Source organism: Methylocystis sp. (assembly GCF_051061225.1).
GTDB lineage: Bacteria > Pseudomonadota > Alphaproteobacteria > Rhizobiales > Beijerinckiaceae > Methylocystis.
In genome coordinates this window covers 1-2,064 of record NZ_JBPFEB010000055.1, presented here as the reverse complement: position 1 = coordinate 2,064, position 2,064 = coordinate 1, and the positions used below count along the sequence as shown (strand labels likewise).

The 2,064-nt window shown below is 58.7% G+C and carries 1 pseudogene; it reads left to right on the top strand.

Going from position 1 to position 2,064, the window contains the following annotated elements:
* Positions 1–1,117: 1,117 nt before the first annotated feature.
* Positions 1,118–1,627 (top strand): annotated as a pseudogene (locus ACR652_RS10580) (IS630 family transposase); the annotation flags it as partial.
* Positions 1,628–2,064: the final 437 nt, after the last annotated feature.

Genomic DNA, 2,064 nt, shown 5'->3' with positions numbered 1-2,064 from the left:
TTCCTGTGACGGCATCGTACAAAGTACCTGCGCGACACACCGGCTCCGCCGACGCCCCCCCAGCAGAGGCGAAAGTGATCAGGGCGACGCTGAGCGACAGCCGTGAAAAAAGCTTTACAGCAACCATTTTGACCTCCCAATAAAGCCTGCATTGGATGCAACGGCTCGCATAGCCAAATCAGTCGAAAACAAGGCCTCGGAGAGAGAGTTTCTGTTTAAAGTTACAAAATTGCAACCAGGAATAAAAATCATAGCATTTTTACCTATCTGACTGGCCGTGAAGGACAGCGCCGGGTGGTTGCCCGGGGGTTGCTCAAAGCACGCAGCGCGATCGTCGCCAGTCCCTGAGTTTGGTGAAGAGGTTTTAATATTGTTGTGTTTTCGGTAGAGCCCCTTGCCGTAATCGAGAGGCGTCCTGCGGCTTCTGGTTGGCGGAATCAGCCACTGTCCCAGCCGCCGTATCTGCAACTGGGATGCCCCGTAGACGATCAAGTCCTAACCGGGCAAGCGAGCTGAGAACAGATTTCATTTGATCTCTTCGGTTAACTTCCGAATGTGCCGGATCAGATCACGCGCCGCCTTAGGCTCAGCCACAGCCTCCATGTGAACATTCCGTATTTCAGAGCAGTTAGAATTTTTTGATTCGCGGGCAGATCCCGCCGCGGTGCCACGCATGCGGCAGCGCGCCTTTCCCGCAAGGGCTGGCGCCTGACGCGGCCTTCCAGATCGAGTCGTAGCTCCGCTCGGCGACGGGCCAGCATCGCGGCTTCGTTACGAGACTGTTTCCCGACCACTCCATCTTTCGCGCTTTCCCGTGACACCGGCGCGCCGGCCGCTCGTTGATCAAGGGCATCGGCGCTTGCGGGGAATGAGTGAGCGTGGGCGCGGTCCCCTTCGGTCTCGCTGATGTCTCAAGCTGTGGATGACCGCTGACGAAGTCGCGATCGTCGTCCCGAGTGCTCTTGCCAGTAAGGAGTAGCGACATCCTGGTCAGAGTGATAGATAACTAGCCCTGCACCTACTCAGTCTGTTTGACCTTTACGCGAAAAGCTGGTGCGCGCTGCGATTGGCGTTTGTTGCTGCGCTTGACTGCAGCTTTTCCTCGGGAATCAGCTCTATCGACGAAACCTGGGCGAGCACGATATGGCCCGTAAGAACGGCCGCGCTCCAAGAGGCGAGCGATTGCGCCAGCGTTCCGCATGGGCACTGGAAAACGACAACGTTTATCGCTGGGTTACGGCTTTCCGAATTGACCGCGCCGATGATACTCGACGGCCTTTGGTTCCAGGCTTATGTCAAGCAGGTTCTCATGCCGACACTATCACCGGATGACATCATCGTGATGGACAACCTCGGGAGCCACAAGGGCACAGGGGTGCGCAAGGCGATCGAGGAGGCCGGTGCGCCGCTGCTCTACCTGCCGCCCTACAGCCCCGACTTCAACCCGATCGAGAAGGCCTTCTCGAAGCTCAAGGCCCTCCTGCGCATAGCCGCCGAGCGCAGCGTCGATGCTCTGTGGAACAGGATCGGCGCCATACTTGATGAGTTCACCCCATCTGCGAAGCACGCTATTCGCAACCAGGAACTCGGAGACGCCCGGCTGGAGCAGTTGAACCAGTGGCGATGATGCTGTGCGGTCGCCTTTAGGCGGCCCGCAAAATCAGGGACCGTGTCAGCGACCCCTCAGCCGCTATCCAGCGGCTCACATCATAAAGCCCCCGGCTTTGCCGGGGGATACTTACTTTATTCCTTTTGGCTCACGGGGCTTTGGGAGGCCAAAGGAATGACGCGACCTCTTTCCGATAATTTTCGCGAGCGCGCGAGTGCCGGCGGCAAGTCGAGTGGCGCGTCGGCGGCACGGTGGAAGGCCTGCCAAGGTCGCATCGACCGCCATGCCTGGCCGGCCTCCACACTCCAAGGAAATTTGCGAACTTACTGATGGCTGAGCGGCAAAGGCGGAATCACCGGCGGCGGATTATTATTGCTGCCGAAAGCTCCCGATGCTCCAAGGCCGGCGATTGTGCCACCAACAACAAGCGCGGCGGCGCCAACGGCCAAAGCGGT